The sequence below is a fragment of the Streptomyces sp. NPDC037288 genome, from assembly GCF_055603265.1.
Genome location: NZ_JBVJVY010000003.1, coordinates 163047 through 174191 on the forward strand (window position 1 = coordinate 163047; position 11145 = coordinate 174191).

The 11145-nt window shown below is 71.3% G+C and carries 12 protein-coding genes and 2 tRNA genes; 8 read left to right on the forward strand and 6 right to left on the reverse strand.

Features of this window, described 5'->3' with window-relative positions:
* The gene (locus tag ACZ7GZ_RS04840) at positions 1–495 is read right to left on the reverse strand and encodes a DUF3830 family protein (protein WP_471020981.1); all 495 of its coding nucleotides are present in this window, start codon (positions 493–495) and stop codon (positions 1–3) included.
* Positions 496–541: 46 nt separating this feature from the next.
* Between ACZ7GZ_RS04840 and ehuB the strand changes: the two genes are divergently transcribed.
* The 6 genes from ehuB (at position 542) to ACZ7GZ_RS04870 (ending at position 4761) form a co-directional block, all read left to right on the forward strand.
* Positions 542–1459 (forward strand): ectoine/hydroxyectoine ABC transporter substrate-binding protein EhuB, encoded by a 918-nt coding sequence (gene ehuB, locus ACZ7GZ_RS04845; RefSeq protein WP_471020983.1) that lies wholly within the window; start codon positions 542–544, stop codon positions 1457–1459.
* Positions 1456–2199 (forward strand): ectoine/hydroxyectoine ABC transporter permease subunit EhuC, encoded by a 744-nt coding sequence (ehuC, locus tag ACZ7GZ_RS04850; protein ID WP_471020985.1) that lies wholly within the window; start codon positions 1456–1458, stop codon positions 2197–2199. The genes ehuB and ehuC overlap by 4 nt, the downstream gene beginning before the upstream one ends.
* On the forward strand, positions 2196–2846 hold the full coding sequence (gene ehuD, locus ACZ7GZ_RS04855; RefSeq protein WP_471020987.1) for an ectoine/hydroxyectoine ABC transporter permease subunit EhuD: 651 nt from the start codon (positions 2196–2198) through the stop codon (positions 2844–2846). Before ehuC ends, ehuD begins: the two co-directional genes overlap by 4 nt.
* Positions 2836–3618, forward strand: coding sequence for an ectoine/hydroxyectoine ABC transporter ATP-binding protein EhuA (gene ehuA, locus ACZ7GZ_RS04860; RefSeq protein ID WP_471020990.1), 783 nt, complete (start codon positions 2836–2838; stop codon positions 3616–3618). Before ehuD ends, ehuA begins: the two co-directional genes overlap by 11 nt.
* A gap of 211 nt (positions 3619–3829) precedes the next feature.
* Positions 3830–4588 carry an IclR family transcriptional regulator gene (locus tag ACZ7GZ_RS04865; protein WP_471020992.1) on the forward strand — a complete coding sequence of 253 codons (759 nt, stop codon included), beginning with the start codon at positions 3830–3832 and terminating at the stop codon, positions 4586–4588.
* 99 nt (positions 4589–4687) lie between these two features.
* Positions 4688–4761, forward strand: a tRNA-Lys gene (locus tag ACZ7GZ_RS04870).
* Here ACZ7GZ_RS04870 and ACZ7GZ_RS04875 read toward each other — a convergent pair.
* The 5 genes from ACZ7GZ_RS04875 to ACZ7GZ_RS04895 all read right to left on the reverse strand — a co-directional run bounded on the left by ACZ7GZ_RS04875 (position 4727) and on the right by ACZ7GZ_RS04895 (position 10020).
* Entirely contained in the window at positions 4727–6394 is a 1668-nt protein-coding gene (locus tag ACZ7GZ_RS04875) for an AMP-binding protein (protein WP_471020993.1), read from the reverse strand. The genes ACZ7GZ_RS04870 and ACZ7GZ_RS04875 overlap by 35 nt on opposite strands.
* 39 nt (positions 6395–6433) lie before the next feature.
* On the reverse strand, positions 6434–6898 hold the full coding sequence (locus ACZ7GZ_RS04880; protein WP_471020996.1) for a DUF3592 domain-containing protein: 465 nt from the start codon (positions 6896–6898) through the stop codon (positions 6434–6436).
* Positions 6899–7018: 120 nt separating this feature from the next.
* Positions 7019–7624 (reverse strand): lytic polysaccharide monooxygenase auxiliary activity family 9 protein, encoded by a 606-nt coding sequence (locus ACZ7GZ_RS04885; protein WP_471020997.1) that lies wholly within the window; start codon positions 7622–7624, stop codon positions 7019–7021.
* Positions 7625–7750: 126 nt separating this feature from the next.
* Positions 7751–8893: an SPFH domain-containing protein gene (locus ACZ7GZ_RS04890; RefSeq protein ID WP_471020998.1), complete on the reverse strand. Its 1143-nt coding sequence runs from the start codon at positions 8891–8893 to the stop codon at positions 7751–7753.
* 62 nt (positions 8894–8955) lie between these two features.
* Complete coding sequence (locus tag ACZ7GZ_RS04895; protein WP_471020999.1) at positions 8956–10020, reverse strand: peptidoglycan-binding protein; 1065 nt, start codon at positions 10018–10020, stop codon at positions 8956–8958.
* A 185-nt stretch (positions 10021–10205) separates the two neighbouring features.
* Here ACZ7GZ_RS04895 and ACZ7GZ_RS04900 point away from each other — a divergent pair.
* Both ACZ7GZ_RS04900 and ACZ7GZ_RS04905 read left to right on the forward strand, forming a co-directional pair.
* Positions 10206–10279 (forward strand) — tRNA-Lys (locus ACZ7GZ_RS04900).
* A gap of 70 nt (positions 10280–10349) precedes the next feature.
* Positions 10350–11099, forward strand: a complete 750-nt coding sequence (locus ACZ7GZ_RS04905; protein WP_471021000.1) for a FadR/GntR family transcriptional regulator — start codon at positions 10350–10352, stop codon at positions 11097–11099.
* Positions 11100–11145 lie beyond the last annotated feature (46 nt).

The following is an 11145-nucleotide window of genomic DNA, read 5'->3' on the forward strand; positions in this document are numbered from 1 at the left end:
TCACGCCCGCCGGAAACCGAGCGTCTCCCCCGCCGCCCCCGTGCGCCACAGGTCGTTGCAGGCCTCGGCCATCGCCTCCAGCCCCTCCACCACCTGGCCCCACACGATCCCGGGCACCCAGCCCACGTCGCCGTTGAGCAGCAGGTTGTTGCGCTCGTAGAACAGGGCCAGGTCGACCACCGTGGTGCCGGGGCGGACCTCGCGGTCGTAGCCGTAGGCCTTGGTGCCGAGTTCGGCGCCCGCGAAGGAGAAGTAACAGAGGTCGCCGGGAATCGGGGTGACGGTCGGGTTCTCCAGTGGGGGTTCCGTGGAGGCGAACGGCGGGAAGAGGGCGTAGATCTCGTTGCGGGCGTACTTGGCGTGGTAGACGTCGCCGGACAGAGGGAGCGCATCCCATACCGCGGCGCAGGTCAGGGGCGCGCGGTCGTCCAGCAGTCGTGCCGTGCAGTGCGCGTCCCGCTTGTCGAGCGAGACGGTGACGAATCGATCGGCCATGAAACCAGAGTGCATAGCCGGAGAGCGCTTGGGTAGCCGCGCCGCCATGGCTCCACCACTTGGGAACGACGTACACACCATTCGGACGGAACACAGACACACCCGGCGGTCCGTGCTCGGCGGGCTCGCCGCCCTCGGTGCGCTGGGCGCGGCGGGCTGCACCCGGGTGGCCGAGGCATCGGGCAAGCCGGGCGGCGATCTGCTGGAGCGGCTGCGCGCGCAGGGCGTCGTGCGGCTGGGGATCGCCGGCGAGGTCCCGTTCGGGTACATCGACAAGGACGGCCATCTCACCGGTGAGGCACCCGAGCTGGCGAAGGTGATCTTCAAACGGCTCGGGGTCGGCAGGGTGCAGCCGGTGCCCACCGAGTTCGGTTCGCTGATTCCGGGGCTCAACTCGCAGCAGTTCGACGTCGTGGCCGCCGGGATGTACGTCAATCCGGAGCGCTGCCAGCAGGTGATCTTCGCCGATCCGGACTACCAGATGCTGGATTCGTTCATCGTGCGCAAGGGGAACCCGTTGGGGTTGCACTCCTACCGCGATGTCGTCGCGAAGAAGGCGAAGTTCGCCACCGGCACCGGGTACGCCGAGATCCAGTACGCGGTCGAGACCGGGTACCGGCAGGGCGACATCCTGATCGTCCCGGACCAGGTCGCCGGGCTGAACGCCGTCGAGGCGGGGCGCGTCGACGTCTTCGCCGGTACGGCGCTCACCACGCGGGAAGTGGTGCGCAAGTCGGGCAAGGCGGAGGCCACCGCGCCCTTCGCCCCGCTGGTCAAGGGCAAACCGCACGTCGACGGCGGCGCGTTCGCGTTCCGGCCGGCCGAGACGGGGCTGCGGGACGCCTTCAACGTGGAGCTGCGCAAGCTGAAGAAGAGCGGCGAACTGTTCCGGATCCTCAGGCCGTTCGGCTTCACCAGGGCCGAGCTGACCGACCTCACCGCGAAGGAGCTGTGCGGCGGATGACCTCGGGACTGTGGGAACTCGTACTCAGGGGCGTCTGGACCACGGTCCAGCTGCTGGTGTTCAGCGCGCTGCTCACCGTGGCGGTGTCCTTCGCCGTCGGCGTCGCGCGCACCCACCGGCTGTGGATCGTGCGTTTCGTCGCCGGTGTCTACACCGAGGTGTTCCGCGGTACCTCGGCACTGGTGATGATCTTCTGGGTGTACTTCGTGCTGCCGCTCGCTTTCGGCTGGCAGCTGGTGCCGATGTGGGCGGGCACGCTGGCGCTCGGCCTGACGTACGGCGCGTACGGCTCGGAGATCGTGCGCGGCGCGCTGAACGCGGTGGACCCGGCACAGAAGGAGGGCGGGGTCGCGCTCGGCTTCACGCCCTGGCAGCGGCTCAGGCTGATCGTGCTGCCGCAGGCGGTGCCGGAGATGATCCCGACCTTCTGCAACCTGCTGATCGAGCTGCTCAAGGGCACCGCGCTGGTGTCGGTCACCGGCATGGGCGATCTGACGTTCAGCGCGAACCTGGTGCGGCTGGCGTTGCAGCAGAGCGCGGAGATCTACACGTACATCCTGCTGATCTACTTCGCGATCGCCTTCGTGCTGACGCGGCTGATGCGCTCCCTGGAGAAGCGGCTGAAGGCCGGGGTCGGCAAGGATCCCGGGACCGAGCGGGCGGCGCGTGAGCTCAAGCGGGCCCAGACGACCGGAGTGGGCGCCGCGGGCGGCGTGGGTGTGGGCGGAGGTGCCGTATGAAGTGGGACTGGAACGCCGTCGGCGAGTTCATGCCGGCCTTCTGGCACGGCCTGCTGGTCACCCTGCAGGCCCTCGCGCTCGGTTCGCTGGTGTCCTTCACCCTCGGACTGGTGTGGACGCTGCTGATGCGGACGCCGGCCCGGTGGGTGCGCTGGCCGGTCGGGGTGGTCACGGAGTTCGTGCGCAACACCCCGCTACTGGTGCAGCTGTTCTTCCTGTTCTACGTGCTGCCCGAGTGGGGCCTGACCTTCTCGGCGCTGGCCACCGGTGTCGTCGCGATCGGCCTGCACTACTCGACCTACACCATGCAGGTCTACCGGGCCGGTATCGAGGCGGTCCCGGCCGGCCAGTGGGAGGCGGCGACCGCGCTGAACCTGCCCCGGCGGCGGACCTGGACCGCGGTGGTCCTGCCGCAGGCGATCCGCCGGGTGGTGCCCGCCCTCGGCAACTACGTGATCGCCATGCTCAAGGACACACCGACGCTGATGGTGATCACCGTGCCGGAGATGCTCCAGCGGGCCCGGCTCTTCTCCCAGGAGCACTTCCAGTTCACCGAGCCGATCACCGTGATCGGTGTCGCCTTCATCCTCATCTCCTACCTGGCCTCCCTTCTCCTGCGAGCCCTGGAGCGACGCCTTGTCCGTTGAGACCCGTCCGCAGCCGTCCCCGACCGACGCCCAGCCGGGCGAGCTGATCCGCCTCGCGAACATCACCAAGCGGTTCGGCGCGAACACCGTGCTCGACCACCTGGACTTCACCGTCGACCCGGGCAAGCACGTGACCCTGATCGGCCCCTCCGGATCCGGCAAGACCACGATCCTCAGACTCCTGATGACCCTGACCAAGCCGGACGAGGGCACGATCACCGTCGACGGGGAGCAGCTGTTCCCGGCGCCGGAGAAGCAGATCCGGGAGGTCCGCAAGAAGATCGGGATGGTGTTCCAGCAGTTCAACCTGTTCCCGAACATGAGCGTGCTGCGCAACATCACCGAGGCCCCGGTGCAGGTCCTCGGGATGTCCAGGGACGAGGCCGAGGAGCGGGCCCGGGAGCTGCTGGACCTGGTGGGGCTGGCCGACAAGTGCGACGCGAAGCCGACCCGGCTGTCCGGCGGGCAGCAGCAGCGGGTGGCGATCGCCCGGGCGCTGGCGATGCGGCCACGGGTGCTGCTGCTGGACGAGGTGACCTCGGCGCTCGACCCGGAGCTGGTCGCGGGCGTGCTCGATCTGCTCAGGGACATCGCCCGCAGCACGGACATCACGATGCTCTGTGTGACCCACGAGATGGGTTTCGCCCGCGACATCTCCGACCAGGTGCTGATGTTCGACGGGGGCCGGGTCATCGAGGCGGGCCCGCCGGAGAAGATCTTCACCGAACCGGAGCAGGACCGGACCCGGGAATTCCTGAGCGCGGTGCTGTGACCGCGGCGCGTCGATCCGGAAGATGCCGAGGTCCGGCCGCTGGGTCATGTCATCGGCATATGTCAGCGGATCTACGCCGCAGCTGGGAGGGGCGGGCGGGCGCGACAATCTCGCCAACCCCCTCTCCAGCCAGGGGGTTTGCCCGTTATCGTGGAAGCGATCCGCCAACCGGATCTCGCGGCCACCGACAGGCGAGCGCAGGGGGACCACCGTGGCGCTGATGCACGAGCCGACCGCCCCGTACCACTCCGCCCAGGACGCGCTGCGCGTGCTGGAGACCGTCGCCCGTCACTCCGCCGGCGTCACCGACACCGAGCTGGCCCGCCGCACCGGCCTCGGCTCCGAGCGGCTCACCGCCCTGTTGCGCATGCTGCGCCGCGAGGGCTACGTCGAGCAGATCACCGACGGGGCGTACGTCACGGGCGACACCCTGCGCCGCCTCACCTCCGCGCACGACCGCCAGCGGGCCCTGCGCGACAAGCTCCAGCACACCCTGGACCGGCTGCGCGACTCGGTCGGCGCGGCGGTCTACATGAGCCGGTACGTCGACGGCGAGGTCAAGGTCACCCAGTACGCCGCGGGGCCCACCACCCCCGCGGTCAACGAGTGGGTCGACTTCCGCTGCTCCGCCCACGCCACGGCGGTCGGCAAGAGCCTGCTGACCCAGCTGGACCACAACGCCCGCCGCGACCACCTCTCCCGGTACAAGATGGCGCGCCTCACCTCGCGCACCATCACCAACGACAGGCTGCTGCTGTCCCGCCTGGAGTCCCAGCCGCCGACGGTGCCGGTCCTGGACCTCCAGGAGTACGCGGTCGGCACGGTCTGCGCGGCGGTCCCGATCACGGCGGGTTCCTCGGTGGGCTGCCTGGCGCTGTCGCTTCCCGTGGAGCACGCCCACCGGCTGAAGCAGGCGGCTGACACGCTCAACCGCAGCGCGATACCGGTGCTGCTCTCGCTGACGATCTAGGGCCCGCTCGAGGGTGGTCACGAGCACCCCCGCGGACCAGGTAGTATTTTCTTCGTCGCCAGCCGCGGGGAGCAGGAATACGCGGTGGGCGGGAGTCATGCGCCGCTAGCTCAGTTGGTTAGAGCAGCTGACTCTTAATCAGCGGGTCCGGGGTTCGAGTCCCTGGCGGCGCACAGATGAAGGGCCCTTCGCGGAAGCGAGGGGCCCTTCGGCGTCCCCCTCCCCGAGCCTCCGGTACGACTCCTCCCCCGCCGGCCGCCACCACACCGGATCGGCACACGCGTACCCCTCCCGCCGCAGCAGTGCCCGGTGGATCTTGTTCGTCGCCGTCACCGGCATCCGCTCCACCACCCGCACGAACCGGGGCGCCATCTTCGTCCCCAGGTCGGGCTGGGCCGCCAGGAACCGCGCGAAGCCCTCCGGATCGAAGGTCCCGGCGATGGCCGCCATCACCTGGTCCCCGGTCACCGGGTCCGGCACCCCGTACACGGCGACGGCCGCCGCGCCCTCGTACCGGGCGACGATGTTCTCGATCACCGCGGCGGCCAGGTTCTCCCCGTCGACGCGGATGCGGTCATCGGTGCGCCCGGCGAAGTACAGGTATCCCGCCGCGTCCCGGTAGAAGAGGTCACCCGTCCAGTACGCCCCTCCCCGGCGCCGTTCGGCCTCCGCGGCCGGGTTGCGCCAGTAGCCCTCGAAGGGGTTGGGCCCCCGGTTCACCAGCTCCCCTATCGCCTCGGCCCCGTTGAGCAGGCGCCCGGCGGAGTCGAACACGGCAGGCGGGCACGCGCGGCCGGTGCCCGGGGCGAGGACCACCAGCCCCGGCCCGGCCGGTCCCACCGCCCCCTTCGGTGTGCCCGGCGCCCACTGGATCGCCGCACCGCCCTCGGAGGAGCCGTAGCCCTCGACCAGCCGCACCCCGAAGCGCCGCTCGAAGGCGACGGCGTCCACCGCACCGGCCTCGGTGCCGAAGCCCGTCCGCAGCGGATTGTCGCGGTCGTCCGCGCGCTCCTCGGTGGCGAGGATGTACTGGATGGCGCGCCCGACGTAGGTGAAGTAGGTCGCCCGGTAGCGGCGTACGTCGGGGAGGAACGCGGAGGCCGAGAACCGCCGCCGCAGCGCCACCCCCGCGCCGGCGGCCAGTGCGGGCGCCCAGTCGGCGATCACCGCGTTGCCGTGGAACATCGGCATGCAGATGTAGTGCACGTCGTCCGGGCGCACCCCGAACTGCCGGACCAGTGCCTGCCCGGCCGCCGCCAGCCGGCCCTGGGAGCAGAGTGCGGCCTTGGGGGCGCCGGTCGACCCGGAGGTGAAGTACAGCAGCAGCCGGTCGGCGGGTGTGGCGCGGGACGGGTCGGGTACGGCGCCGGCGTACGGGGCGAGGAGCTCGGCGTACTCCTCGCCGTACTCGTCCCCGTCCGTCACGAGGATCCGCACCCCGGGCAGTTCCAGGCCCGCCAGCAGGGGAAGGTGGGCCTGCTCGGTGACCAGCAGCGGGCACTCGGTGTGCAGGATGTCCCGGGCCAGCTCGGGGCCCCGGCGGGTGGGGTTGATCCCGGCGACGGCCGCTCCGGCGAGGGCGGCGGCACCGAGCCACAGCGGGAACTCCTCGGTGTTGTCGAGGAGCACGCCGACATGCGGTACGGCACCGGGTGGCAGCAGGTCGGCCAGCAGGGCGGCCCGCGCGGCGGCGCCGGCGGCCACCTCGTGCTGCGTCAGCAGCCGCGCCTCACACATCAGCCCCGGCCGGTGGTCCCCCCACCGGGCCGCGACCAGCTCCGCGACCGTGCGCGCCCTGGACTCCATGGGGCGCACGGTAGCTGACACGCCATCAGATGGGGATGGCTAGGGCAGGAAGTCGTCCGCCATCGAGAACACAGCGTGGGCGGCGACCATGAAGGTGACGCAGCCCCCGATGAACACGCCGAAGAACGCCACCAGGCAGCCGGATTCGGCGGCGAGCTTCCCGCGCGCCGGGGCGTGGGCCGTCGCCCGCTCGGGGCGCTCCGCCGTGTAGTGCACGGTGACGATGTCGCCCGCGATCGTCGTCCCCGGGCCGTTGGCCTCTTCGAAGCGGACGGCACGGCCCTCGCGGGTGGTGAACTCGTACACGTGGTGGAGCGTCGTGCTGACGGAGGTCTCACCGCCCCCGCTGGTCGTGGTGTACGTCCGCAGACAGCGCGCCTCGGCCGTCAGCCCGCCGTTCCAGGCCCTGCGCACCTCCCGCGACCGGCGGAGGAGCCCGACCAGGGCGAAGACCGCCCCGGCGATCATGAGGGCGGGCACGGCGTAGAAGAGCAACTCGAACATGTGGTTCCCCCGAGGGCCGGTGCGCCGTCCCCGCTCGGCCGGCGTGCGAGGAACGTACCCGCCGGTAGGGGCGGCTCGCCTCAGGGGAACCTCAGTTTCCGTGCTGTGGCAGAACGGTCCTCAGAAGGTGACGTCCGAGCAGGCGTAGAACGCGTTGCCCGTGTCGGCGATCGTCCACACCGCGAGGATGACGTGGTGCCCGCTCAGCCCGGTCGGCAGGGTGCCGCTGTGGGTGAGGGTCTGCGGCGGGCGCTGACCGTGGTACGGGACCGTCAGGAACGGGGTGAGGTTGAGGTCCGAGCGGGACAGGGGGTGGTTCTGGTTCCAGCCCTGCCTGGTGACGTAGTACGTGAAGTCCGTCGTGGCGTGCATGGCGGTGAACTGCCAGCGGAAGGTGTACGACTGACCGCCCGTCACCCTGGTCGTGGGCCAGGCTCCGCCGGACGGGGTGGTCGGCGAGCTGAGCTGGGCGAACCGGCTCAGGCCGCCGTTGCAGAGCTGGCCGTCGGCGGGCCCCGCGGCCGGGAAGCCCTTGGGGCCCTCGACGCTCTGCGGCTCGTACTGGATCTCGCCGCAGCCCGTCACGGTGCCGTTGGCGCAGAGCTTCTGCCTGCTGATGGGGAGGTCGGTGTAGCCGTGCCCGCTGGCGCCGCCGGTGGAGAGCGCGAACGCTCCGGCGGTCACCACGCCCAGCACGACCGCGGACAACCTGGTCCTGGTGTGCATACTGCCGCTCCTGGAGAACGTGGGGAGTTCGGTGAGCTGTGCAGGTAGGTCTAGACCAAGTGCCAGGTTATTGCCGGTAGTTGAATGTGTCCATACAAAAGACGTGGATACCGGCTGCGCCGCCCGCTACAACGGCTCCCCGCGGCCCGAGCAGAAGGCGACCGTCAGGTCCCGCACCAGCACCTTCCGCTCGTAGTCGTCCAGTTCCACCAGGCCCCGCACGGTCAGCCGGGTCACCGTGTCCTCCACCGAGTCCACCACCGAGCTGAGCATGCCGGCCCGCTGCCGGGCGTCCAGCGCGGCGATCCTGCGCCGGTGCATCGCGGCGGCGACCTCCGGGGCGTACTCCACCCGGATCGGCTGCACCGAGAACACCTGCACACCCACCGGCGCGGCCTCCTCCGCCACCAGCCGGGTCAGCGCGTCCCCGGCCGCCGTCACCCCGCCCCGCGTCCCGCCCGCCGGCTCCACCGGAACCCGGGCCAGCGCCGCCTCCACGCACTCGCGCAGATACTTCTCGTGGTCCTCGACGCCGAGCACGGCCCGCGCGGTGTCCCGCACCCGCCACACCACCAGCACCGCCACCCTGAGCGCCATCCCGTCGGGATCCGCCGCCGGCATCGCCTCACTGCGCCAGTGCCGCAGCCGCACATCGACCCGGCGGCGCGGCAGCAGCGGGTTGACCCAGACCAGCCCGGTGCGCCGGACCGTCCCCCGGTAGCCGCCGAACATCCCGAGGACCCAGGCCCGCCCGGACCGCCCCCGGGCCAGGCCGGCGAAGCCGAACATCGCGAGCGCCCCGGCCCCGGCGTACGCCGCCCACTGCGCCGGGCCGAGTCCCGCGCCCCCGCAGGCGGGCAGCCGCAGCGCCTCCACCACGGCCGGCGGAAGCAGCCCCGCCCACCAGGAGGTCGCCAGACACCCGGTGAAACCGCAGGCCCCGGCGAGCACCCCGGCCGCCCCCGGCAGGGCCCGCGCCGGACGCTCCACCAGCTCCGGGTCGACCTCCGGCAGCGGCCGGCGGCGCACCGGTGCCGGCCGCCCGAGGCGCGGCTGCTCGCCGGTGCCCTGCCGGCGGGCCACCACGGCGGGCTTGAGCGGGACCTTCACCGGGTTCACCGGGTCGGGGTCGTCGCGGAAGAGCAGATGGACGGGGATCTCGGTGGTCACCTCGTTCTGGATCAGCCGGGCCGGACGCCCGCCCGGCACCGGAGCGCCCTCCGGCTGCCCCTCGGACTCGGGCGGCGTGTGTGACGTGGTCGTACTCATGCGTTGCTCCAGCCTCCGCGCCAGATACGTCACGAACAGGGGGGATGGAAGGATCAGGCGGGTCACCGGCCGCTCTCGTGGCCGGGGTCCGCGTCCGCGAAGAGCCGCCGCCAGGTCTCCGGTCCCGGGTAGCCGTCCGCCGCGCCGCCGCGCCAGCCCTGAGCACGCTGGAAGGCCTCCACGGCACGCCGGTCCGCTTCGCTCCAGCGCGGACCGGGGCCGGTGGCGTAGAACCTGCCGAACCCTTTCTCCACCAGCCGGCGGCCCAGCTGCGCGACGTACGCGTTCTCCGCACCCGGACGGAAGAGGTTCCGGCCGGGGTAGCCGGGGACCCCGTGGGAGGCGGGCCGGCCCGGAACCCTCGCCTTGCCGTCGGTGCGCTGGGCGCCCGCCGCCTCCGCGGTCACGCCCTTGTAGCGGTAGGGGACGTACTTGTCGGCGTTGCTCCAGTAGGGGTAGGGGGTGGGCTGGCTGCGGGCGTGCGGGGGTGTCTGCTCGTAGACCGTGTAGGTGGTGTGCGCGGAGTCCGTCCAGCCACCGAAGATCACCACGTGGGAGCCCTTCTCGGGGTTGTCGGGGTTGTGGTACAGCAGGATGTCTCCGGGCTGCAGCTCCTCCTTGGTGATCTTCACGCCGAACTGGTCGAGGCTGCCCGTCCACTCGTTGCTCCCCAGGTTCCAGGCCATGGAGACATAGCCGGAGCAGTCCTGGCGATACCCGTCGGACCAGTAGTCCGACATGCTGTACGGCACCTGTGCGGCGACCCAGACCTTGGCGCGCTTGATGATGTCGGCCCGGGTGGTCGTGGGGATGGGGACAGCGGTGAGCTCGGCCGGCTTGCCCGCGGCGCCGTGCAGCGGGGACCTGCCGCCCTGGGGGGTCTCGGTCTCGCCGTCGGCGGGGACGTGGGGGCGCTGCCCGGCGGGCCGGCCGGGGGTGACGGCGGCGGCCGGGGTGACCGCGCCGAGGACGGCCGACGCGGCGGCCACGACGACGATTCCGCAGGCCGCCGGGCGGCCACCGGGTCGACCGGACGACGGACGGGGACTCGTCCGTCGCGCTTCGACGCAACCGGGGCAGTCGCAGTCCCTCGCGGGCTCGACTTCCTCGAACACCGGAGTGGTCATGCGATCTACCTCACATTCGGGGGTGTTTTGTCCACGCTCGTGCACGATGATCAGTTTCTCAACTGTCCATCGGACCGCCACTTTGACGGTCCGAACGATGTACACCGCCCCCGAGGTGGCCGTCCGGCCCCGACAGGTGGTCCGAGGCACCCCGAAAGGTCGGGTAGAGTTATCCGTGTCAGCAGGCGCCGCTAGCTCAGTTGGTTAGAGCAGCTGACTCTTAATCAGCGGGTCCGGGGTTCGAGTCCCTGGCGGCGCACCGACCGGAAGGCCCCTCGCGTATGCGGGGGGCTTTTCGCATGCCCCGATTGGCCGGATACCCTCTCGCCATGGCAGCCCGGGACCTTCAGGAGCGGATCAAGAAGCTGATCGTCGACCGGCGGCTGCCCTCGGGAGCCCCGCTGCCGACCGAGCCGGAGCTGATGGAGTACCTCGGCGCGAGCCGGAACTCGGTGCGCGAGGCCCTGAAGGCGCTGCAGGCGATGGGGATCGTGGAGATCCGGCACGGCTTCGGGACGTACGTCGGCTCGATGTCCTTCGCGCCCCTGATCGAGGGGCTGACCTTCCGCACCGTCGCCGGGCACTACCGGGGCGAGGACTCCCTGCTGCAGCTGCTGGAGCTGCGCGAGGCCGTGGAGACCGGGCTGGTCTCGCGGCTGGCCGGGCGACTGCCCGAGGCGGACCTCGTTGAACTGGACGCCCTCGTGGACCGTATGGAACAGGAGGCCGCGCAGGGAGCCGGCCTCGCCGAGACCGACCGCGCCTTTCACGCCACCCTCTACCGGGGACTGGACAACGTGCTGCTGAGCGAGGTGCTGGAGGCGTTCTGGGACGCCTTCCACCGGGTGCAGCGGGATCTGGTGGACGTGCCGCAGGACCCCAGGGTCACCTGCCGCCAGCACCGGGAGATCCTGGACGCGGTCCGGTCCGGCGACTCACCGCGGGCGGAGGAGGCCATAAGAGACCACTTCGGCAACATCCGTGTCCGCCTCTCCACCACCGGCGCGCCTGCGCCGCCGAAGACCACCGGCGCACCCCCGCCTCCGGACCCCCACACGCGCCACAATGAACGGGTTTGACCGGTAAACACCGTGTTTCGCGTCTTGCGATCATGCGGAGCACCGT